11 protein-coding genes are annotated in these 24,043 nt (G+C 50.6%); 4 read left to right on the top strand and 7 right to left on the bottom strand.

What is annotated here, in order from left to right; all coding sequences use genetic code 11:
* Positions 1-10: 10 nt before the first annotated feature.
* Positions 11-1,129 carry a lactonase family protein gene (locus tag SH580_RS15860; RefSeq protein ID WP_319831814.1) on the bottom strand — a complete coding sequence of 373 codons (1,119 nt, stop codon included), beginning with the start codon at positions 1,127-1,129 and terminating at the stop codon, positions 11-13.
* 350 nt (positions 1,130-1,479) lie between these two features.
* Between SH580_RS15860 and SH580_RS15855 the strand changes: the two genes are divergently transcribed.
* Positions 1,480-5,115: a hypothetical protein gene (locus SH580_RS15855; protein WP_319831813.1), complete on the top strand. Its 3,636-nt coding sequence runs from the start codon at positions 1,480-1,482 to the stop codon at positions 5,113-5,115.
* 35 nt (positions 5,116-5,150) lie between these two features.
* On the top strand, positions 5,151-5,849 hold the full coding sequence (locus SH580_RS15850) for a hypothetical protein (RefSeq protein WP_319831812.1): 699 nt from the start codon (positions 5,151-5,153) through the stop codon (positions 5,847-5,849).
* On the opposite strand, the gene SH580_RS15845 is transcribed toward SH580_RS15850, so the two are convergent.
* The 6 genes from SH580_RS15845 to SH580_RS15820 form a co-directional block, all read right to left on the bottom strand.
* The gene (locus tag SH580_RS15845) at positions 5,844-6,860 is read right to left on the bottom strand and encodes a LacI family DNA-binding transcriptional regulator (RefSeq protein WP_319831811.1); all 1,017 of its coding nucleotides are present in this window, start codon (positions 6,858-6,860) and stop codon (positions 5,844-5,846) included. The two genes, SH580_RS15850 and SH580_RS15845, sit on opposite strands and share 6 nt — an antisense overlap.
* An 80-nt stretch (positions 6,861-6,940) precedes the next feature.
* On the bottom strand, positions 6,941-10,273 hold the full coding sequence (locus SH580_RS15840) for a hypothetical protein (RefSeq protein ID WP_319831810.1): 3,333 nt from the start codon (positions 10,271-10,273) through the stop codon (positions 6,941-6,943).
* 48 nt (positions 10,274-10,321) lie between these two features.
* A complete protein-coding gene (gene pgmB, locus SH580_RS15835; RefSeq protein WP_319831809.1) occupies positions 10,322-13,507 on the bottom strand; it encodes a beta-phosphoglucomutase in 3,186 nt (1,061 codons plus the stop codon).
* Positions 13,504-15,684: a glycosyl hydrolase family 65 domain-containing protein gene (locus SH580_RS15830; RefSeq protein WP_319831808.1), complete on the bottom strand. Its 2,181-nt coding sequence runs from the start codon at positions 15,682-15,684 to the stop codon at positions 13,504-13,506. The genes pgmB and SH580_RS15830 overlap by 4 nt, the downstream gene beginning before the upstream one ends.
* Before the next feature lie 6 nt (positions 15,685-15,690).
* Positions 15,691-17,991: a sodium:solute symporter family protein gene (locus SH580_RS15825; RefSeq protein ID WP_319831807.1), complete on the bottom strand. Its 2,301-nt coding sequence runs from the start codon at positions 17,989-17,991 to the stop codon at positions 15,691-15,693.
* A 100-nt stretch (positions 17,992-18,091) separates the two neighbouring features.
* Positions 18,092-18,751: a discoidin domain-containing protein gene (locus SH580_RS15820; RefSeq protein ID WP_319831806.1), complete on the bottom strand. Its 660-nt coding sequence runs from the start codon at positions 18,749-18,751 to the stop codon at positions 18,092-18,094.
* A 314-nt stretch (positions 18,752-19,065) separates the two neighbouring features.
* Here SH580_RS15820 and SH580_RS15815 point away from each other — a divergent pair, with 314 nt between their 5' ends.
* Both SH580_RS15815 and SH580_RS15810 read left to right on the top strand, forming a co-directional pair.
* Positions 19,066-20,439, top strand: coding sequence for a PEP-CTERM sorting domain-containing protein (locus tag SH580_RS15815; RefSeq protein ID WP_319831805.1), 1,374 nt, complete (start codon positions 19,066-19,068; stop codon positions 20,437-20,439).
* 400 nt (positions 20,440-20,839) lie between these two features.
* Positions 20,840-24,019: a hypothetical protein gene (locus SH580_RS15810; protein WP_319831804.1), complete on the top strand. Its 3,180-nt coding sequence runs from the start codon at positions 20,840-20,842 to the stop codon at positions 24,017-24,019.
* Positions 24,020-24,043: the final 24 nt, after the last annotated feature.

The following is a 24,043-nucleotide window of genomic DNA, read 5'->3' as shown; positions in this document are numbered from 1 at the left end:
GGCTTCTGAATTAATTCAACAACACGCAGATTGCATTTGGCACCTGGATGACACTCTTGCTGCGGTAACTGAGCTCACCGGTGTCTGGGTCCACTGCCAAAACGGTCACTGTGCCAGAATGCGCACCGGCGGCCAGCAGCCAACGGCCGCTGGAGTCTATGTTGATACTGCGTGGCCACGCACCGCGGATGGGCTCAACGTCAACGACCTGCAGCTGCCCGCTGGCGGGCTCGATTTTAAAGGCAGTCACGCTGTCGTGTCCGCGATTGGCAGCATAGACAAACTGCCCGTTTGGATGCACCAGAATCTCGGAGCCGGAATTGGAATTCTCTTTGGCCTTCACCACGTCGCTCAATGTCGGCGCAGACGACAGCAGCTTAGCAGTCCCAGCAGCGGCGTCGTATGCGAAGGTCGAAACAGTCAGGCTCAACTCATTGAGCAAGAAGATATATTGGCCATCAACCGAGAACCTCATATGGCGCGGCCCCCCTCCGGGGATCGAGTCCGCATGACCGACTTGCTGGATCGACGCAGCATCGCTTTGAACCTTATAAATAACGATCTGATCAAGCCCGAGGTCAGGCACAAAAGCAAAACGTCCATCCGGAGAGAAACCGGTCCAATGCGGATGTGGTGCATTTTGGCGTTTCGCCACCACGCCAGAGCCGCCCACATGTTTTAGAACCTGCCGACTCGCTTGCACATGGCCATCCACAGCCAGTGGGAAGAGCTCAACCGAGCCTGCACCATACTGCGCCGTCAGCAAAAAACGACCGGACGGATGCACGCTGATATGCGCGGCACCGCCACTCACGATAGGCTCGGAATTGAGTAAAGAGAGCGAACCATCCGCCGCGATGGCATATGCGACAACCGAGGGCTGTCCATCAAGTTTAGCGACCGCATAGAGTTTCGTACGATCAGGGTGGAAGGCCAGAAACTCAGGCGCCTGCACCGCTGCGACTAGAGTCGCCTCGGAAAGTTTACCTTTGTCGACATCCAGCACGGCATGGTAGATGCCGTGGGCCTGCCCCCCACCGGTGCCAAAATAAACATCAACTGTTGCAGACAGAAGGCCGAGCTGAGTGTATAGATATAGCAGAAAGCTATAGCAAAGTCGTCGAGTCATGCATTCCAGCAAAAACGTCCCAGACCTCCTCGGCAAGCTCACACATGCATGATGAATCCATCAAGTTACGCAGTCGACTTGAACTCGCTGACAGGTAGATAAAGCGAAAACGCATGACTCTACACTGTATTCACTCATACGAATCAAGTTTCAGCTTGAAGTTACGTAATATACTAAATATGTTACGTAACAATTCAACATACTCATTTCTGTATACTCGTTTATGCAAATATCTGGCTCTACTCCTACCACGAAGATGTTCATCGTCTTTTTGAAGTGATTATACCCCCTCAAAGATAGAAGATCGACATCCGCTCCAGTCCCTTTCAGATACTTAATTTAGAGAAACCATGCACCCCGCCCACTCTGCCCAAACAGCGAAAGGATTCGCTCTGCTATTGGCACTGACGCTGATGTCCTTTGTGGTCCTGCTGATGCTCAGTTTGAGCACAATGATTCAGGTGGATATCCGTGCGGCCGAATCCGCGGCCCGTACACAAAAAGCTCAAACCAACGCATTACTGGGTCTACAAGTTGCACTTGGAGAACTTCAAAACTTTGCCGGCCCAGACACGCGCGTGACCGCCCGAGCCGATATCTACGGAACCTCCGACACCAGCCCTTGTTGGGCTTGGACAGGAGTCTGGGATAGTCAGGACCCCTCCCCGGCCGCAGCAAGGAGCGACCACACCCTCAGACGCGCTTATCAAGCCACTAACGGTGAAGCAAAACCGCCTCCACTAGCCTGGTTAGCCTCAGGCATAGATGGAAGCTCTCCCGCCAACATAGATCCTACGAATCCAAACATACCCAGCGATCGACAGGTCCTCATGCTCTCCGCTGAAACCACGATCAGCACACCGCCAGTCATCGTCGGAAAGAAATCGATCACATCGAACTCTGGCGGAGCGAATGGGTCTTATGCCTGGTGGGTCGGCGACGAGGGAGTGAAGGCGAGGATCAACGTGAGCGACCCCTTCCGCGATGAAAACCAGTCGATAGAGCATTTTGTGGGCCCCAGCTTTAATCTGATAAATGAAGCGCAAAAAACTACGCTACTCGACTCCAGCCTCGCGCTCACTCCCGGCATCCAACAGCTCGGAGGGCCTTGGGGGCAGTTGACCGAGAGCGAACTGGAGTTATTTAACAAAGCATTCAGCTATGAAAGCCTACGGGCATTACTCAAGCTAAGCTCAGAAGCTGAAGCGAGTCTATTCAACGCTTACAAACATGACCTCACAGTCTATTCGCAAAGCTTGCAAACCGACACGCGAAAAGGTGGTTTCAAAAAAGATCTCACGATGGCTTTTGAAAGCCCGACCGTATTTGAGCATTTCTTTGGGGTGCAAGCGACAAACCTATCCTTTACCAGAACGGATCGCGAAGAGGATCAGCTATTTCAGGGTGTCATGGAATTCCCAGTCGCCGAAGTTGCAGAGCCTCCCAGCGAATTCTATCTCTGTCCTGAACTTCAAAGAATCAATAAGCTGACCGACGTGGGGCCCAACTGGGGCAGTCTTTACAGCTACTACAATCTCTACAAGTTGGACGACTTAGCCACGGATGGAGCGATCAAGCCCATCCTAGCTTATCCAGTCGCCGGAGGGCCAAACGAAGTGCCCGATGCGCTTCCATATAAAAACTACCAAAAATACTATCATCCCGATGAACAACACACCAACAGTCCGATCACTCCAATCCTGGAGCGATTCCAACTTCACATACGTGTAGGCTCTACAAGCGAAGAAGTCGATGGTGTCGACAAATACAAACTCCGCTTCTACTTACAACCGATGTTAGCGATGTGGAACCCCTACAATGTAAAACTCAAGCGCGCCTACCCCAACATCGACCAAAACAACTTCTATCCGCAGTATCGGTTCTCATTTGAAGCAGCCCCCGAGTTAGTCATTTCAGGAGAATTCGACGACGGCACGCCATTCAACGAAACCATTAATATTGCCAACGCCTACATGAAGGGGGAAGGTAACAATCAATACACGCAGGGGGTCTGGGCAGCGCTGGCACCAGCAGACCTCGAATTCATGCCCGGCGAAATTCGCATCCTGTCAGCAACTGCCGATGCAAGCGGCAATTTTCGTGAAAATGAATTAGATTACGGATGGCAAGATTCCGAAGGCTTTTACTTCGATTGGCCATTCAAGTATTCACACAGTTCGTATGTGGACAAATACGTAGCCGATAAGGCAGTCACCGTTCACAGCGTCCAAATCAAGGAGCGCAACGACGATTGGTTTGTTGGAGGCTCCAAGGGCGACCAACTCAGTGGAGCGTATTGGCAACTCATTCACGAAACGCCATCTGATACCAATAAGAACAACTCTAACTTGATCATGCAAAGTTCGAGCGGTTTCTGGAAAGACCCCGTTTACGCCAGCGAGCACCCCGACGCAGAGCTATCTCCCGGCACTCTCGAAGACGGCACCATTCCTCCCTTCCTGCCTAGCCAGCGACTCGGCTCCAACTACCTGGACATCGGCACATGGCTATTTCACCTCCGCACAACCAACGAAGCAAATAATGGATTGCGCAATCTGATCGACTCGAATCCGCGCGCACTCTACTCGGCACCACGTTGGGACGGCCCCGGCCTCTTTGCGCAGGGTGCCTTTCAAGGTGGCGGTGATCAGCAAAACGGCTACCTCGCAGCAGGCTCCGTCCCAGAACCTTCCATCGGTGATTTCTCCAGATACACCGGGCTGAATGGCCCCTCGATCAGTGATAGTAGCCTGGGACAGTCACAGATTATCTTATTCGATGTGCCCCGCTTCCCTGCAGTTTCAATCGGACAATTTCAGCACGCAAACCTATCTCGCTACAATTTCGAACCCAGTTATCTGGTGGGAAACTCTTATGCCAACACACGCATCCCTCTCGACAGCACCTATAAAACATCCTTCGAAGACAACTATGGGCTAAATCTCTTCGACACGGCCTACATGGTGAACGATCAGATCTTTGACGAATACTTCCTGTCCACAGTATCACCGAAGATCAGCGATGCAAACTGGTCCGCACTCGTGGCAGGAGAAAAGAGCCCCTACAATGCGCGCCACCGTGTCATCGTTCCTTCAGCTTCGACCCGAAGTGAGCTACTCGACCTTAACGATACGCGCGCCATGCTGGCCTGGGGCGGCCGCATTATCGTACAAGGCGGATTCAACATCAATTCAACTTCAGTCAAAGCATGGAAAGCCTTGTTCAGCAGTATGGATCAACCTTTCCTACGAATAGATGTAAGCGGAACAGACGCTCAAGACCTAAGCCTAACCGATCCGGACGGCGTTTACGTGAGCCGCACCAGTTTGCCGATCTACGAATCAGGCTACTCAGCAAACGCCGCCGACAGCGACGCGTTCAAGGCATTCTTCAAAGGCTACCGCAAGCTCTCCGACAGCGAATTGGACGCACTGGCTGAAGCCACGGTTGAAGAAGTCAAAAGCCGCGGCCCCTTCCTCTCCCTAGCAGACTTCATTAACCGCCGACTCAACGCGACAAACGCGGAAGCACAAACACGAGGCACACTGCAGGCTGCACTCGACCGGACGATTAATCAAAACATCCATGCAAGCATAGCCTCCGAGGCCATCAACCTAAGCGGCTCCACCTATAATGCCGTTCTGTCTAACGAACACCCAGACTCTCAAGCAACTGGTCACAGCGGCTACGTTCTACAAGGTGATTTATTACAGCCCTTGGCCCCCATTCTAAGCCCACGGTCAGACACTTTCGTGATCCGCGCCTACGGCAGCGCAGACAGCATCACTGGCGAATCGGACGAAGCATGGTGCGAAGCTGTCGTCCAACGCTTCCCTGACATGACTGGCACCGGAAACGACCTATCGGACGGTTCCCTCAATGAATTCATCGCTGAAAGCGACGCACTAACCAATCCAACCAATCAAGCATTCGGACGTAAATTTCAAATCATCGCTTTCCGATGGTTGAGCGAGGATGAGCTATGAGTAATTACAGAACCCTTCTCCACCGCTGTGCAGTCATGCTTCTTTTAGCCGCGAGCCTATCGGCATCCGAGCAGGAAATGCCCAGCGATGTACGTCTCGAGCTAACAACCTTAGCGTGGCAGCATCCAATCAAAGGACTCTACTACATAAATGGTGGCGAAGTTCAGGAACTGAAGGCTTACAGCGGTGGCTTCAGTATGCCAATTGACTACCAGGGTGTACCGATCATTCGTTTTTATACAAATAAAGAATCGCTCACCCTGCCTCCGGAAGAGCGCCCACTTCCAAACGGCATCGCTAAATTAGATCCCACAATGAAACACAGTCTGATGATTTTTCTACCAAAGTCGAAAGAGCAATTTGAAATTCTCATTCACGACTTCTCACAGGAAAGCTTCCCAACTAACAGTTGCCGCATTTTCAATTACTCGGGACTCGATATCGTATTTGCCCTGGGAGATCAACCGATCATCCAAGCGATCGCTCCGAATGAAACGGTTGTCATCAAACAAGATGAGCTCGCCGACCAAAACAAGATGGTCAAGGTGCAACTCGCACAACAGGGCAAGGAAGCCGCACGTGTGGTCTATCGGTCCACCTGGAGATTCGACAATCAAAGCCGAGCTTCGGTCTTCGTCCTCCCCGCCCCCAATGACCAGAGCAGTGTTCAGATGCGTAAGTTTGTAGAAAGAGGCCTCCGGTTTGAGGCATCAAAGACAGTGCAATCGTTATGAGTCAGCCCTAGGGAGTGCGCAGGATTTTCGCACAATTAGCTCACCGCGGAAAACGCGATGCGGCAAATCGCTGATTTTATTCTTCAACTTCTCGTCAACCCATCGGGCTGCAGACGCTCCCATTTCCATCAATGGCTGCCGCATCGTGGTGAGTGACGGGTTATAGTATCGGCTGGATAGATAATCGTCATAACCGACCACGGAAATATCTTCTGGAACCCGTAAGCCCGTTTCCATACACGCGGTCACGGCACCATAGGCCATCGAGTCATTGTTGGCAAAAATCGCCGTAATATCCGGATAACGCTCCAACAAGAAGAGCGCTTGATCGTATCCGGCCTGTTCGGTCACATCCGTCGGATGATGTTCAATCATCCAGCCATCATCCACCTCGACGCCGACACTTTCCATCGCCTTCAGATACCCATTCAGACGGTCACTATTGTTCCCATTCTCCAGATTGCCACACAGATAGCCGATCTTGCGATGCCCCAGATGTAGTAAGTATTCGGTCAGGTCACTAGCACCTTGAAAGTTATTACAATCGATGTAGCCGATACCATCTAAACTCAAACGATGAGCCACAAGCACCGAGGGTATTCGGGCATCGATCAAATTCTGCCCTTCACTCTCACTGATGGGCGCGATCAGCACAGCCCCATTGCAACGCTTCTTGCGTAGCAAATCAACCAGTTCACCACCCGAGTTTCTTTCATGATCTGGCGAATAATAGACTAAAGTTGCCTCAAATCCACACTCCCACGCGTATCGAGAGATGCCAGTGAACACCAAAGAATAGAAACTATCGAAGGAAGGCGCGCCCGCTTCGACGACAATCGCGATGCGTGTGCCTCTACGCTGCGAATAGTTCCGCGGCTTGTAACCAGAGCGCTCAATGACTTTCAACGCCTTCTGCCGTGCCTCATCACTCACCCCACTTTCATTATTCAGCACTCGCGAGACAGTAGCCACTGACAAGCCGGATTCTTTTGCGATGGATCGAATATTCATGAATGAGTTAAAATGAAACAAAGAAACATTTCTTTCGTAACATTCAGATAAGTATTACATAACTGCAACGAAAAATAGCTCTAATTAACTGCATAGAGGAACAGGGGGCTCGTGGAATAGATAAAAACAGGCGCCCCTGAAAGAGCGACGTCGGCAAGCCCAGCATGCGCTTGAACGTATGTAAAACTACCATCGACACCTACAACTTTGAGTCCCGAATCTGAAGTAGAAAGGCTGGCGACGCGATTGACCTCGTCGGCTGCCCACAATGCGGTAATATACACACCTGCGGCCTCGTCTCGAAACTGATAACCATAATTGGGATGATTGACCCCATTCAACACATCATCATAGACCGCTTCGGCCAGAACTTTAGACATGATATAATACCCGTAATATGCGGGCTTCGGCTTCCCATACCAGTCGATGATTCCAAACTGATGTTCAATACTCCCCGCACTCGTTCCGTTGTCTTGAAAATTGTGCCACCAAATGGCTTTAATATCTTTGGCCGCTGAAATAACATGCGAGCGAACGAGATAATTGCGCTGTGTCGGCTTATCTACGGCTTTCAAATAAGCCCCGCCCGTATACGTGCTCCAGCCAAGCTCTGTAAACACGATAGGCTTATTGCCGTCGCCATGACTGGCCATAAGTGTCCGCAGTGCATCAATCTTCCCAATCAGCGCTTCAGGCACCCCATGCGTCAAGCCAGCGGGATAAGGATCCGCATACTTACAATAGGCGTGCACATCCATGACATCAAAGTAAGTTCGTAGCTCTGCCCCGTTTTGCCCATCTGAATTGTATAGATCCTCCAACCAGCTCAAACCCGCGGTATTGGTGTCTCCGAGAGCCGGTTCAAACAGGATGTTTCGACTGTCCGCCGCTTTTAAAGCAGAATAATTGGAACTTAATGTAGCTCTCACAACATTAACATCACGATTCGCCAGATCCGGCTCATTATAACTGGAAAAGGACCACACACCCCAACTGTTATCAAAACTGAGCTTACTCGGATCGTTATAAAACAGATGAAATGCAAAATCTCGACGACCGTATTGATCCATCACAACATTATCATGATTAAACCAGCGGTTCTTTTGTATATGCTCCAGCTCTTTCAACAGATCAGCCTTCATCAACATATTGCTCCACTCGTCGGCATGTTGTGTATACTGGCCGGCACCATATGCAGGGTCATTAATGTTAAACAAATGCTTCATTTTGCCTGTCGTATCCATCACACCGGGCGTGACGAGAATCAACGGAGTCACATCCTCTCGCTCAATTCCACCAATCGAGATTGGCGAAACGGCAATATAATAGGTAGTCTCCGGCTCCAATGCAAAGTAGCTCGCGACTTTACCAATCTGTCCTTTAGAGCCAGTGCTTAATGCAATAACGGGGCTCAGTCCAGACACGGTCCTGAAGTCCTGCGTTTCGATATAAACTTTATATTGATTCACATCATTGACCACATGGTTGTAATCCGACCAATCGAGGAAAAGCTTACTATAATTTTTCAAGCTGGCCTGAACAGTCACCTGCTCTGGAACCGCATTCACAGGCAAAGTAACATCATAGGGACGCGTGCCCCAAATCGCGATTTCCCCAACCGTCAATTGTTGTGAATCATTGGCATTATGCAGAACGATTTTAACGTAGCGTGCATTCTGCCCAATCACCCCTCCTGTCCACGTATTGACAATTGCATCGGAATTGCGCGGGTTTGCATTCACAGTAAATCCGAGTGAAGTGTAATGACTCCCATCGTTACTAAGCAGCACTTCGTAACCATCCATATAACTGTTGGAATCAGCCAGCGTCCACACATCAATTTCACTAATCTCATAAACGTCTTTCAAGTCAAAGCGAACCGCAGCATACGTCCCCGGCAGGCCTGTTGCACTACTACACACCATTGAAGCATCAGTCTGAATATCCGAGCCATCTGTCAAATCAGGTTGTCCCCCCACAGCGTCATTCGCGTCGTCTTCGTCGCTGGCAATCAGACTACTATCCGTCGCAAAAGGTTCCTGGGTCATCCATTGATAACTGGCTCCCGTATCGATCTGTAACATCGAGGTATTATAGCTACCCGTGGCGCGCAGCGCATTATCACTCAAAAGAAAAACTGGCCCATATACATCTGGCGCGCGACCGATAACTACAATCTCTCCTATCGAAGCGGTGTAAGACCAATCTCCAAGATAGTCCAGAGACCGCTCCTCGATGACCACTTTGACATAGCGCCCCGTCATTGGCTCATCAGGGCTCTGTGAAACCTGAACCATGCCATCACCATTCGGATATGCCACAATAGATGAATCCATTGAGGCATAGGACTGACCATTGGAACTAATGTACGAGGTGACCTTCTTGATCTGCGTGCCCGCACCGCAAAAGACCCAAGCATCGACAGTATCCACCTCACACTCGACTCCCAGATCATAGACCACAGCGATTTGAGTCACCCCAGAAGTATCCCCCAAGTAAAGCATCTCCGATGCATCAGTACTTTCGACGCAGCCAGAGTTTAATATCGCATGATACGGGTCCTGCACAAGCTCACCCCCACCTGTATAAACCGCATCCTCATAACTATAGCTCACTCCGGTTCGCGGGCTGCTGAAATACTCGAGACTTCCATAGCTCTGGGCATCCGCATTAGATGCAAATACATTACCACTTAAGACTCCCCGAGGCCCTAAGGGAGGGTCTTCCGGATCGGGCTCAATAGAGAGTGTTGACCCGAGAATCACAACCTCACCGAGTGAGACCCGATACGACCAATCTCCGGTATAATCCAAAGATTGCTCTTCGACCAGAATCTTCACATAGCGTCCATGTTGCGGTGTGCTCAAATCCTGCTGTATCTGCATCACGCTGTCTCCAGATGGATACTCTGGTAATATCGTTCCAACATTTGTATAGTTCGATCCATCTTCACTAATTGAAAACGTAAGCTTCTTAATTTGCGTATCGAGTCCACACAAGGCCCAGACATCAACCCGATCCACTGCGCACACAGATCTTAGATCGTAGGTAACAGTAAATACGGTAACTCCAGAAGTATTCCCCACATACAGCATCTGATCAGCATCGACACTGCTCACTTTTCCCGACGAAAGCTTGGTCTTCGACGCATCGTTTGTCATCTCATCGCCTCCGGTATACACCTGATCTCCGTAGACGTAACTCACCCCAGCTCTGGGACTAGCATAATACTCGTAGCCACCATATTTCTGAAAATCTTCAGTCGACGAAAATTGATTTCCACTCAGTATCGACAACGATTGAGCCGCTAGCGAAGCAGCGCACATATAAAGTAACACAAATCCGAATACAAATATTGATCGCGTAAAGGAACTGCGTGTGTGAGCGATAGACAATGGAGCTTTATTTAACATAGGGGTGTGGGTATGATGTTTGGGTAGATAGAAATTCATTCGCGGCCGCTATAGCAAAAGAGCTTGTTTCGACTGGACCTCACACGAGAGCGGCAATGACTGAGATGAGGTGCCGATCCAGACGCGGTAGCCTTGATCATGATTGACCCATTTGCTTTCTGAAACCGAGTAATACGCGAGTTGAGCGGGCGCTAGTCGGAAATAGACACGCTGACTTTCACCGGCCTTAAGGCTTACTTTCTCAAAGCCTCTTAGCTCTAGCATTCCGGGAGGATGCTGTCTGCAACGGCCTTCGACGTAGAGTTGAATCACTTCCTTGCCCTCACACTGCCCCGTATTCGCGACACTCACACTGAGCAGAATTACATCAGAACCTTCTAAAGCCTCTTGCTGCAAATCACTCAAATCGAAAGAGCTGTAAGAGAGGCCATGCCCGAAAGCAAAGAGGGCCTGCTTTCCCTGGCTAGTATAATCTCGATAGCCCACCCGCATGCCCTCGCTGTAGCGACTGCAATCGGCTTGATAGCGCTCTGGGTCTTGGTGCACTGCCAGCTCTTCCAAATTATTCGGAAAGGTGAAGGGTAATTTACCACTAGGATTGCTGACACCGAAGAGCACTTCCGCAAAAGCGTGCCCACCTTCCATCCCGGCATACGATGTCCACAGGATCGACTTCGCACGCGCAGCCCATGGCATTTCAAGCGCAGAACCGCTAATGAAGCAAAGCACCAGATCCGGCACGACATTCAACAGTGCCTCAATCAAAGCATCCTGGCCATCGGGCAGTTTCATGTCCTTGCGGTCACGTCCTTCAATATCCTGCATGTGTGATAGCCCGCCGACAAAGATCACCGTATCGGCTTCTTTGGCAATACGCAGGGCTGCGTCATGCGCAGAGCTTCCATTCGCATCCACCCCTGCGAGGACCGGACGTTGCCAGCCAAATTTCACGTAGGTCGCATTATCACTCATAGCAAAGCATAAACGAATCGAGAGCACTTCACCAGCCTCCAGAAACAACTCGTGATTTGCCACATGACGATGCGCATCACAATCAGTCTGGCACACCGTTTCCCCATTCAACAAGAGCTCAACCAGTCCATCAGTAATGAAACCGAATTCATACATCCCCCGCTCTGGGGCAGTCAATTCCGTCTCCCAAATCACACTGAAATTCTGAGCGTGCACAGCTGCTGGCAATTGATCATGCAAACTTTCGTAAGCCGCATTCTCCGCGTATTCAAAAGTCGCCACCCCCTCAAAGCTGCGCCCATTATGATAAAAGGCTTTCCACCCTTTCACTCCAGAGCCTGAATCAGCGGTGTATAAAAGTTCCGTAGGAATCGGAGCCAAACCATTCGATTCACTCGGATAGCCCGGAGCATACATCACCTCGACGGAGTCGCCCAACAGCTTTTGAATACCTTCAAGAGGCGAAATTTCATAGAGCGTCTTCACCGCAGAGCTATTGCCTCCCGAGGCATGCTTCACGACGGCGTTCTCACCGATCACAGCGAGCTTGCGAATCGATGCAGCACGCAGTGGAAGCAGCGACGCTTCGTTCTTCAGCAATACGATCGCTTCGCGCGCCGCCTCGAGTGCAGTCAGTTGATGCGCTCTGGTATTTCGTGCGCCTGGACTCCGCTTCGGATCCATTGCGCCCACAAGATACATGACCCGCAATACTCGACGAACTTTGTCGTCCAATTCCGATACAGCATATTTCCCAGATCGGATGCCTGCCAAAAACTCCTTGGCCAAGTAATAGTCTTCAAAGGGCCGATCCGTTCCCATTTCAACGTCCAGACCACCACGCACGGACTCCTCCGTATTCTGGGCTCCCGCCCAGTCACTGATGAAAGCTCCCTGAAAGCCCCACTCATCTTTAAGAATACCATTCACCAGAAAGTCGTTGTGACAGCAACACTGTCCACGAAACTGGTTATAAGCCCCCATCACCGTGGCCACACCGGCCTCTTTAACTGCTGCCTCAAAGCCTGGCAGGTACAATTCCCGCAGGACCTGTTCATCCATTTCGACGTCTGTCTCAAAGCGATTCCATTCCTGATTATTCGCCGCGAAGTGCTTCACACAAGCAGCCACATCCTGAGCTTGTATCGCCCGAACTGCAGGAACCACCAGTTCAGCGGTCAAAAAGGGATCTTCACTGTAATATTCAAAATTGCGTCCACACAACGGAGTTCGAATCAAATTAATCCCGGGCCCGAGAATGACATCCTTCTCCCGGTGCCTCGCCTCGGCCCCCAAGACCGCACCGCAACGGGCCATCAGTTCGCGATTCCAGGTAGAAGCCTGCGCAGTCCCACAGGGCAGGTAGGTTGAGTGATCATTGTCCCAGCCCGCAGGCTCCCAACGTGTTGAACTAATTTCATGCCGAACCCCATGCGGTCCGTCCGACATTACAAAGGCTGGAATATTTAGGCGCGCGACAGGGTTGGTCGCAAATTTACTGCCAGCATGACAAAGTGAAATCTTCTCTTCCAGACTAAGCTCCGCTAACATATTTTCAACATATGTATCCACTATTTTACTACGAATAAGCGCAGCATCTGCCGCTACAGAAGGAAGCTGCAACTGTAACATCGACTCCGTCGTTATCTGCGAAAGATTACTCACCGCTAAATGAGCACGTGGATCATCGGCAGCAGTGCCAACCGCCAACACCGCCATGCCAGCGGCGAGTGCGGCCTCAATTCCAGCTGCCGCATCTTCCACCACCAAGCATGACTCAGGCGCCATGCCCAACTGCTGAGCGGCCTGAGAAAAGACTTCAGGGTCTGGCTTCGAACGTGTGATACAAGTGCCATCCACGACCGTATCAAAGGTCCGATCTAAACCAATTGCCTGCAAAATATAGGCAGCATTCTTACTGGATGACCCAATCGCTACTTTGACGCCTCGCGCCTTCAAATCGACCAGACAATCCAACACGCCGGGCAGGACAGCATCCGCCTGTAGCTTCGACAGCAATTGCCGATAGATCACATTCTTAGTCTCAGCCATGGCTAACTTTTCAGCCTGACTGTAGCGCTGACTCGCATCACGCAAAATAAGCTCCAGTGACTCCATTCGGCTGACACCACGTAAGCGCTCATTATCTTGGCGGGTAAAAGAATAGCCTTTCTCATCAGCCAATTGCTTCCAAGCCAAGTAGTGATACTCATCCGTAGATACGATGACTCCATCGAGATCAAAAATAACCGCCTTTATCATAAAATTATTGGTTCCTTGCATTCCTTAATCTCCACATCGTCGTGGGTAACTTTCAGCTCGTAACGCGCGCCCTGCCACTGGACATGGAAACGCAGAGACTTCCACTTGCTCGGCAATTGCGATTTACAGGTGATACGGTCCCCCTCCACACGAAGCCCAGCGAAACCATAAACAGCTGAGAGCCATGCACCGCCATTGGCGGCAGGGTGAGTGCCACCGATGTAGAGCGTGCCCACATATAATTTCGACTTGCCCGTCAGGTCCACCGTCGCCGTCTTCATAAAATAGTCATAAGCCCAGTCGGCCTTACCGATTTCAGCGGCCACCATGGCATAAGCACAGGCACTCAAACTAGAGCCGTGTTCCGTACGAGGCTCGTAGTATTCCCAATTTTTTCGAAGTACTTCACGTGTATACTCCTGTTTGAATAAGTGTAACATCAACAAAACGTCCGCCTGCTTCAGGATTTTGGTCGTCGTCGCGAGCCCATTACCCCCACCCCAATATTCATTCGGGTCGAGCACCCGCTGCTTCAAAGCGTCGAGCGATACATCTTCCAAACTCTCGTAAGCATCAAACTGAGGAATCACTTCACTCGTCGCATCCGGTGTGGGCACATATAATTTTGCGGCAAAACGCGCCCATGCTTCTAGTTCACACTCAAACTGAAGGCGCTCTTGCAAACGCTCATATGCGCAGATATCCAAGATTTTCAATTTCGCTAGCCCCTGCATGCTTGCTTCAACACAAAATTTCACCATACGATTGGTATAGGCATTGTTAGCCACACGCTCATGATATTCATCCGGGCCCGTCACATCGACCAGTTCGTAGCGATCTTTATCTTCTTTGTAGTAGGCGTAAGAATAGAAAAAGCGTGTGCACTCCACCATGACCTCAGCCGCCCCATCGGCCAGCACAGTGAAATCGCCGGTAATCTGCACATACTGCCAGATCGCATACACGATATCTGCGCTGACGTGTATCTGTTTGTCACGAAAGTAAGTGCGCATCGGCCGCTGAGTGAAAACATCCGTGACGTTAAAATGCGTACATGCTTCCTTTCCTTCTTCCTGGCCTTCCCATGCGTAAAAGGCTCCTCGGTAGCCATACTCTTTGGCTTTAGCCAAAGCGCCCGGCAAACTATGATAGCGGTATAAAATCAAGTTACGAGCCACCGCGGGATTCGTCAGCGTGAACACCGGTGTCATAAACATTTCCGTATCCCAGAAGACAGCACCTTTGTAAACTTGTCCGGATAAAGCGCGAGCTGGAATCGAGACTTTTGAACTATGCCGTGGAGCAGCCAACTGTAAATGGTAGAGACTATAGCGCAGCGCAAATTGCGCCGCATCGTCGCCGTCAATCTCCACATCGCAATCGTTCCAAATGACTTCCCAGTGCTGATCATGCTCACGACCAAGCAATTCGTAACCATCTTGCCTAGCCTGCAGGCAATGACGATATGCATCTTCGGCGGGCGTCTCTGAATCACATGAGGTATAAATGCTCACGTATTTATCAAATGAATACCATTTATTTGCTTCAGCATCGATCGTGATGTATCGCATTGAACCCTCAACGCTTTGCTCATAATCACAGTCAATCGTCTCACACACAGCAACGGTGATTCCGAGTTCCTGCGTCCTGGACGTCGTGCAGAGCACTCCATCGCTTTCATAAATCTGAAGCGCATCAAGGTGCGGTCCATTTATATCCCAAACGTCCGCATCGATCCCCGTCTCAATCAACAACTGTCCCGACTGACTCGGGCATACCGCATAACGCATACAAATCAGATGCACATTGCTCTGTGAAACAAAGCGTTCGCTCTTAATTTGCACCACACCATTAGGCATGGAACGTGTCGACCAACGAGCCAATCGTCCACGCCGCAGATTCAAGTCCTGACGGTGCTGCGCCACTTCGCCCGCATGCAAGACACGAGCGAACAGAGCATTAGGTGCATTCACAGGCTCGCGCCACTTTCCAGGCAGCTGATCATAGACGCCATTCAGCATGCAAGCGACTAACTGCTCACTGCGATACTCTTCCAAAGTGCCGCGATAGCCCATGTATCCATTGCCCAACATGCATTGGTTTCCGACCAGCGCGACATCCTCCTGGTTCAACTGATTGACTGTAAATACCCAGTCCGCTTGATTCAAAATCTTCATGTTAGCTTAGTCCTCATCCTTAATCTCAATTCCTTTCGCTTGGAAAGCTGCCTTATCTGACAGTGAGACATGATCCTCGACCATGCCATTATCCAGCGGGTCATCGACACGTGCCGCCAAGTCAACAAACAGTTGTTTCAAATGCACGACGCCACCGACCAAAAACCAGACCGTCGAAATAATTCCAATTACCCCAGTCACGCATAGACTCGTTATGAAAAAATAGCGACTCCACCACTCCAATGGCCAAGGAGAGATCCAATTCCAAATAAGCACGCCCAAAAAGCAAAACCCGAATTGATATACAATCGCATAGCCAAAAACAGACCATGCAATCACCCGATCTCCCAAGGTGTATTCCGGCGTAATACCAATCAACTTCTTACATACATTCCCCAAGGACCAGCTAAAGGGCTCTTTATATTCATGTGCGACATCATATTCACCACGGTGGAGCAAACGGTCCAAATTGTATGGTTTACGCTGCGTAGCTGCGGAGCCGACGACATAAGCCAACACCCCTGCGACCATCGATAGAAAATACAGTTCATACGAATTAATCGGAAATTTCACTGCATCCATTTCCCACACTACATACGGATTGAATGGACTAGATAGCGCATGTAGATAATACCCAACCGAGTCTGCCCAGCCATGATTTTCCAACCAAGGATACACACGATCCGCCCAATTACGTTGCAAGAAAAGTCCCGCAATCGAAAGGCCGGAACCAAAGACCAGCGAGCTAAAGGCCCCCACCGTGTTTCCGAAACGACTATACAAACCAAAAATCATAATCGGCCCGGCACCTCCGAGCCAGATGGCCGTCATGATCGTGGTGAACATGATGATATAATCAATTTGGATAAAGAAGATGGAGACCACGAAAAAGAATATACACACGCATAACGACGACAATCGCAGCAAGCGCACATGCGCCTCTGGCGTCAGTGGCTCCTTCAGAAAAGGAATAATGATATCCTGCACAATTGTGGATGAGGCATTAAAGACCCGTGAATCATCCGTCGAAATCAGTAACATAATCATCAACAAGCAAAAGAGGCCCAATAACCCAGTCGGCAGTAGGTTCTTTAGTGCCACAGGCAGCATCATCTGGTGATACAAGGTCTTGAAGGTTTGAAATTTCAAATTCCCCTCGGGTGTGCCCCCCAAACGATCATAGGCAGCATCCATGTAGACCCGATCGATATTATTTTCCTGCGACAAAGGAGCATCCACACCGATCTGATGCCGTTGCACAGGAATCGATGCCATCACAGATTGAAGCGCCTGTTGCTGCTGAACATCCTCAACCACCTCAGAAGCCACTTGAGCGGATAGCTCCTGCCGAATCGCATGACTGGTATCCGCATATTTCGCATGCGTCATGACGGCAATCACCATGACAGCAACCAACAGCAGCATCAGGACCGAGTAGAGCGACCTCAACGTGCCGACGATCGCCCCCATCTTCTGCTCATGTGGCGTGCGCCCGCAGTTTGTCGTATCATTGCCGATCCAACTCGCTCGATTCAAAACGCTTCCAAGCACCGTAACCATCAAGGCAAAGATATTAAAATCTCGCAGTTCCTCGATATCGAAGGGATTGATAAAACTCTCCCCTGGCACACGATCCATCATAACCGGCCCAACCGTATCAAACCAACCAAAGTTGAGCAAAATGTATCCGACGATGATCACAAAGATCGGATAGCTCATAATCCCTTGAAAAGCATCGGTGATGAGCAAGGAAATACGGCCGCCCGGCCAAAGGACGACCATACACATCGACAACGACAGTGTGACTATGATCGCAAAAGTCGGCAGGTTGATCCCCATAATCATTACGCTATGAGGCAGTCCTAGGTAATAGATGAAGAAATTGGCCGCCACCGCCGGACCGATGGCATTCGTAATCATTTCTGAAATCGTGCGTAAAGACGCCGCGACAATACGAAATGGCCGATTGTAGCGCATCTCGAGAAATTGGCCCATAGAAAGCGAGCGCGTTTCACGAAAACGATACACACAATAGCCCGTCAAGCCCATGAGAATGCCCACCGGCACCATCAGATATTCCCAAAAAGTGAGCGCATACCCGACCTGGTATTTCGACTCAACCAAAGCCACCAACGTAATCACACTCAACGCAGCCGTCATGTCACCAGCAGTGATCACATATCGTCCCGCAACACGCCCTGCAGCCAGGAAATCCACGACACCGCGAACATACCTGCGACTGTATACCGCAATATACAATACGAAACAAACTGGCAGCACAGCGATCAACCAATCAATCCAAGTCATCGGAATTCCCCCTTCAAATAATTCATTAATAAATGCTCAAATGCACATCGAACGCAGATCAGCTCAACGCAAGCGCCCACGCAAACTACAGCCTTTAAGCTTATTCAGACAACTCGTCCCCCCAGACCGCAAGCTCACCAATGACCAACTGATTCAACAAACGGTCGGAGTGCGTCTCATCCCAATGGCTCAGAAAAACCTTCAAATAGCGCCCCGACACAGGCGCCTCTGCTTGTATCGTCACCTCAACATTGCGGCCCGCATCCTCCTCACTGGAATCCAAAACCGCCTTGCTACGATCCCAAACACCCAGCGGCTCGAAGGACTGACCATCCTGACTAATTTGTGCAATAAAAGTCGTCGCGCCGCGACGTCCACTGGTGCGCAGTGAAGCTGAAACTGCTGCCACATCGTAGACCGCCTTCAAATCAATCAGAACAGTTGCACCCAAGCTACTATGCCACGCTCCATACACAGCGGTATTCCCCACACGCTCATTATAACCATCAAAAAGTCTCTGAGTGCCAAACTCCTGCAAGTCTGGGTCCGTAGTACCGAAGCCCTGACCGACAGTCGCATCGACTAAAAATTTCGCACTGGCCCCAGTTTGGATACGCCCCTCTGAAACAACTTGAGAAGTCGAGCCCGGATACGAGGCGACGCCCGTTTTTTCAAGATTATCAGTCAGCAATTTCGCAGAGTAGCCATGCGATGGCAGCAGAGCGAGTAGACCTAAAACAGCAATATAATGAAGATTCATAAGTAATAAGAAGCGGGGGTTAATAATTAATGTTTTGCAGACTCAAGCCACGCACAGCCCTAAAGCGCGCGAAGCCAATAGACAGCCGAATACACAAGCAGCAATCTATATGTTTCGTAACATATTCACAATACATCTGAGATAACAAGCTAAAAGAGAAAACAGAGTCTCCTCCCCGCATGGCCATTAACACATCTAACAGTGCAATATCAGAGGCTGGCACGCCTCATAGATGTAAAAAACTATACATTTGACATGTTACGGAACTATAGTAAAAATCACTTCAATTACCTCATAACCAACACACAACTAATATGAAAAAAGATAACAAACACCCATCCACCCTCAACAAAGCACTACTAACCGCCATTTCAGCATCATTTGTATTTCCACTAACAGGAACCGCCCAACTTTACTGGGGAGATGCCACCTACACCAGCAGCTCATCAACCGCGTCCAGCTGGTTCACTGATGCAGCTGGCACCGCAGTCTCTGCGACTGCCCCAAGCGGAGAAGACCTAATCTTCAACACCACCCCCGCCAACACCGCCGGAGGCGACATCAGCGTGGATACAGACTTTGCAGCCAACTCGCTCACCTTTAATACGAGCAGCCACACCCGCCTAGTGCAAAGCGGCAGCCCCACATTAAGCCTCGGCACAGGTGGCATCAGCTTGGGAGCCAGCTCTGGCAATGTAACCCTAGGCACAGGAAACTTCCTCAACACACGACTCACGGGCTCTCAAAGCTGGACAAACAACTCCACTAACACGCTAACCGTCCGCAGTCTTTCAACCAATGATTCCGCAGGCGCCACCACCCTAACACTAGATTCAGGAGACGGGAAAATTAACTTTTCACAAAACATCGAAGACAGCGCCGCCGATCCACTCGCCATTGTGATCAACTCATCAGGCTCAGGCCTAGTCTCCATGTATGGATCTTCAAACTCAATAAGAGGAGGCACAACCATCAACCAAGGCACACTACAAGCCTATGGAAATCTCGGCTCGACGACCGTCCTACTTGGCGACACCAGTGGCAGCGGCGATGCGAGACTCAATGTTCGCGCTTCTGCCGCATTCACTAGCGACATCACCGTCCGCTCAGGAAGCAGTGGCACCAAAACACTCAACACAAATCAAAGCGGCGGTGTCACCCTCAACGGAGCATTAACCCTGAACGACAACCTCACAGTCCTAGCTTCTACAGACGCAACATTCAACGGATCCATATCCGGCACAGGCGACCTCACCAAAACGGGAAATGCCGACCTCTATTTTAGCGGCAGCAACACCCTGTCCGGCGACCTCACAATCGACAGTGGCGCATTCACCCTCACGGACACTGGATCTCTACAATTCACAATCGGGGCCAATGGAGAAAACAATCAAGTCAACGGCGCCAGCACTGATGTGACATTCGACGGCAGCTTCAACTTTGACCTGAGCGGAGCCGACTCAAATGACGGCAACTCATGGACAATCGTCACCTCCAGTACCGCAATCTACGGAACGACTTTCGACGTCACTGGATTCACGGAAGATTCAGGCATTTGGTCTAAAGACGGATTCACATTCTCCGAACTAACCGGCGAGCTGACTTACACCGTGCCCGAACCATCGATCAGCGCACTCATCTTCGGTGGCGTTGCAATGGCACTGGCTGGCAAACGTCGACGCCGATAAGTCCAACCGCCCACGCCTCGCTCTCTCAAGAAAGCGCAGCGAAGCGAAAACAACAAGGTCTTATAACCAATGCCATCACGAGCGACGATCGTGATGGCATTTTTTGTTCCCAAATCTGCGATAGCCATGCAAGCAGTCACCCTTGCAATCAGCAAAAATAAAACATCTGAAAGCCCCCCTCGCAGATCCAACATGCAAGCGACTCATGAAACAAAAAATCCTTTTGTTTCGTAACTTACGCATTTATGTTTCGACTTTTATTTTTTAACAATTAAATACTCTAGTTCGCGGAATTGGCCCCAAAAGAAAGGCCTCCGGAAAGCCGTTGAACATAGTGACCGCCACCTTTCCCACAGTCACTTATTCTGTGCAATCTAACCCCAAAGTATACAGTACACCTATGAATACACTCCAAAGAACCATGACAGCGGCCACGTTTAGCTTAATCGGCAGCAGCACAATATGGGCTTCGACCGAGACTTACTTGCTAAGCAACAACCTTGTCGGGCAAAAAAAGCAGATTCAGGACTTCAGCGAATGGCCTCAATCACTGGCCACGCAAATGAATGCTCAATGGGTGGTCGATGGTGAGTTCGCGAATGACGATGAAACGATGCGCACTGGCGGCGAGAATGCTAAAGTGCTCTTCGATGGAAATACTGGTAGCAACTGGAAAAGCATCGCCTTCACGAAGTGGAATAGCGGACACTGGGTGAGCTTAAACCTGAGCTTTGAACAACCGTATTTGATTCAAGCTGTCGACGTCTGGGCGGTGCATGAAAAGACGCGCGACTCCGATTTTGTAGAAATCCTCTTCAGTGAGGATGGGATAAACTACATTCCACACCAACGTAGCGCGATGCCAGCGGTGCCCCACGAATCCAAGAATTTTGTCAAAATCCCCCTGCGCCTAGACGAGCCCGTACTGGCGCAGCACATGCAAATGCGCATCGCCCGGGTCAAAAGTGCTCGACAGCAGCAAATATCAGAAATCGCAGTATGGGGCAGCCAACCCGAGGAAGGACAGACCTACCTAAATGCCACTGACCGGCCCGAGGTCGAATTCACGATCGAAAAGATTCAAGCTGGTGTCGCCAAGCTAGACTGGAGCGCATTCAAAAAGCTCACCCCGGACGTACAAAGCTGGAAAATCTACACCAGCTCCAGCTCCTTTAGTTCCCCTGGAGACCCCGGCGTCGAATTATTAAAGAAAGTCAGCGGCAAGGAAGACGGGACTACGCTCTACCCACTCACGCCCAATCAAAACTACTACTTCGCGGTTAATGCCGTATTTGATGCCGGCGAAAATCCAAAAGTAAAATCACAAGCCTGCCAAATGCCCCAACCTCTGGCGATGGACACCTTCTCTGACATGGTTGCCATCAATCACTTCTGGGGCGGTGGTGGTAATCGTCAAAAAAACGAACAACGCGATCATGTCGCTTATGAAACCGTTGCCTTGGATCTGCTCGCCGAAACCGGCATCTCACAAATTCGCTGGTGGGAGTGCAGTCCGAAAATTGTGCAGAAATTCTACCAAAAAGGCATCGGAGTCTACACCTACCCACATGGCAACAACATGGAAACAGGCGGGAAGCTAGGAATCTATGCCTATTCCGGCCCAGGCAATGAGCCCGACTTAAAGACAAGACCGATCCAGCATTATGTCGACTCGCTCAAGAAAGTGAGCCAAAAGCGCGATGAGCTAATTCCAGATGCCGTAATTTGCGCCCCTTCCAGCGGCCTGGAAGACCATTCGATCGAGTGGCTGGACAAGTTTTACGAACTCGGCGGCAAGGACTATTTCGACGTCCTCGACCTACACTCTTATTGCAAAATCGCCGGCGGCCACCAACAGCCCGAAGGCTACCCGCTGGGCGCACCGGAAGCCATGTATGATAATATGCGCAAGATTCGAGAGGTCATGAAAAAGCACGGCGACTGGGGCAAACCGATGATCTCCACCGAATTCGGCTATAGCGAAGCACCCGCCAACAATCCATCCGGTCCGATCTCGCCTCTAGTCAAAGCCGACTACTTGGTGCGCGGCTTAATCATCCACCACGTGCTCGGGTTCAAGCGCGTCTTCCTTTACTCCTTCTTCGACGAAGGCAATGATCTAAACTTCACCGAGCATACCTTCGGGCTAATCGACTACGACCTACAAAAGAAACCAGCTTTCTTCGCTGTAAAAACCCTCATGGACACTCTGGGCGATGCTGTCTATGAACAGCCACTGGGAGGATTGGAAATGCCATCGATCGGATACAGCTTTCAGCACCGTGAGTCCGAAATGCAAACGATCGTCCTCTGGGATGGCACCACCGACAAAGTAGCCAGTTTCAAGACCGCTGCCAGCGAAGTCACCCTGACAACCCTACTGGGCGAGCAATTGACACTGATCCCCAGCAAGGAAGGACTGATCACCGCGCCCTACGGATCTTCGCCCATCTATTTGAGCGCCGAGCAGGCGCTGGAGTTCGTCGGCTCCGAAAAGGCTCAAATCATTCAGTCACAGAGCGATTGGACACTACGCCCGGCGGCCCAACGCCAAATCGTCAACCAAGCGCAGAGCTCATTCAAACTCCCCCTTCAACTGGATGGAAAAATCAGCACTGCAAAGGACATTCGTGTCATCGTCAGCGAGCCAAGTGCAGGGGTCATTCTCGACGACCATATGACCATCAATGATAGCCAAAAAGAGTTCAGCATCGATATTGCGCTCGATCAGCTCAATGCCCCCTTGCAAAAACTCAAAATACAGATTGTTCAACAAATCAACGGCCTATCCACATCCAAAGAATACCCCTTCTATCTGCGCCGCTTACAAGGCAAGGGAGCGCAGGTACAGTTCCCTGATATGGAGGAGCCAGTCTGCATCCTAAGCAATGAGGACATCACCGTCAGCATCGATGTCGCCCGCGGAGCTCGTGTCTTGGAGCTCATCGACAATCATACACTCAGCAATCAAATCAACATGGACTACTCCATGATGCCCAACTTGCCCAGCATCCCCTTTGCCTACGGGATCTGGAGCACGTTCAACGGCAAACTGAAAAACGCCCCCATGCAACTCGTCGAATTCAAGGACGAGCAACTCATCGTCCAAGCAAGCGTGGGCAGCCTTAACATCACGCAAGAATGGAAACTGAATGGCTCCACCTTGGACCACACGATCAAACTCGCGAATGTAGGCAGCACAGACAGTGAATTCAAAGTCGAAATCCATCCCGAATACACTGTAGGCGGCGCCGGTGAGTCCGTGACCGATGTGTTGTTTTTCCCGCTCAGCCAAGGAGTGGAACGCCTTCCTTTCTGGAGCGGACTCGGCCATCACAAGACGGGCGACTTGACTGCAAATTGGTGGGCCGCGCTAGACTTAGTGTCGAAGCTAAGCCTAGAACAGACACTCGATGCAAGCGCCTGGGCTCAACCACGCGTCTGGTTCGGACAGGGCAGCTACAATGTAGAACTTAAAACACGGCCAGGCCTCAAAATAGCAGCCGGCGCCAGCTGGCAAACCCAGCTATCGTGGACACTCGCGAACGACAAAGATGAGGCAAGCTTCAGCTCCCAGTGAGCATGACCATCAGCCCCGCTCTGC

It is taken from the genome of Coraliomargarita algicola (assembly GCF_033878955.1).
Lineage (GTDB): Bacteria > Verrucomicrobiota > Verrucomicrobiia > Opitutales > Coraliomargaritaceae > Thalassobacterium > Thalassobacterium algicola.
Note: the sequence above shows the minus strand (reverse complement) of the source record. Positions and strands in the feature narration are given on the sequence as shown.

Coding starts and splice junctions, on each gene's coding strand:
- SH580_RS15860 (WP_319831814.1), bottom strand. CDS start 1,129: ATGACTCGACGACTTTGCTATAGCTTTCTGCTATATCTATACACTCAG.
- SH580_RS15855 (WP_319831813.1), top strand. CDS start 1,480: ATGCACCCCGCCCACTCTGCCCAAACAGCGAAAGGATTCGCTCTGCTA.
- SH580_RS15850 (WP_319831812.1), top strand. CDS start 5,151: ATGCTTCTTTTAGCCGCGAGCCTATCGGCATCCGAGCAGGAAATGCCC.
- SH580_RS15845 (WP_319831811.1), bottom strand. CDS start 6,860: ATGAATATTCGATCCATCGCAAAAGAATCCGGCTTGTCAGTGGCTACT.
- SH580_RS15840 (WP_319831810.1), bottom strand. CDS start 10,273: ATGTTAAATAAAGCTCCATTGTCTATCGCTCACACACGCAGTTCCTTT.
- pgmB (WP_319831809.1), bottom strand. CDS start 13,507: ATGATAAAGGCGGTTATTTTTGATCTCGATGGAGTCATCGTATCTACG.
- SH580_RS15830 (WP_319831808.1), bottom strand. CDS start 15,684: ATGAAGATTTTGAATCAAGCGGACTGGGTATTTACAGTCAATCAGTTG.
- SH580_RS15825 (WP_319831807.1), bottom strand. CDS start 17,991: ATGACTTGGATTGATTGGTTGATCGCTGTGCTGCCAGTTTGTTTCGTA.
- SH580_RS15820 (WP_319831806.1), bottom strand. CDS start 18,751: ATGAATCTTCATTATATTGCTGTTTTAGGTCTACTCGCTCTGCTGCCA.
- SH580_RS15815 (WP_319831805.1), top strand. CDS start 19,066: ATGAAAAAAGATAACAAACACCCATCCACCCTCAACAAAGCACTACTA.
- SH580_RS15810 (WP_319831804.1), top strand. CDS start 20,840: ATGAATACACTCCAAAGAACCATGACAGCGGCCACGTTTAGCTTAATC.